Source organism: Mycobacterium sp. (assembly GCF_049608025.1).
Taxonomy (GTDB): Bacteria; Actinomycetota; Actinomycetes; order Mycobacteriales; family Mycobacteriaceae; genus Mycobacterium.
The window spans coordinates 1-336 of the sequence record NZ_JBMYXC010000049.1 but is presented as its reverse complement, the minus strand read 5'-3'; the positions used below and the strand labels follow the sequence as shown (position 1 = coordinate 336).

1 protein-coding gene is annotated in these 336 nt (G+C 67.3%); it reads right to left on the bottom strand.

Annotated elements, in window-relative coordinates:
* Window positions 1–336: SDR family oxidoreductase (locus tag ACPGXI_RS14315; protein ID WP_526654043.1), on the bottom strand; the 336-nt coding region annotated here is incomplete at both ends.

Here is a 336-nt window from a genome sequence, read left to right as displayed (position 1 = left end):
GTGATGTGGCGAGCCGCCGGAGTGGCGAGAAATAGCGACACCCGGGCGATCTCAGCGCTGACCGACGGTGGGGCGGTACCCAGTCCTTCGTAGCCGGGTTCGACGCCGCGACCGGCAGCCACCGCGTTGACGGTGATGCCCCTGGTGCCGAAATGGTTGGCCTGCCCGGCGGTCCACTCGGATATCGCGGCCTTGACGGCCGCGTCGGCGCTGCCTTCCCGCACGGGATCGGGGATCACGGTAACCACGGAGCCCCCCGACCGGAGGTGATCACCGAGGACCTGAACGGTCAGCACTGCAGAAACCAGGTTGTTGTCGTAGATGCTGCGCCATTCG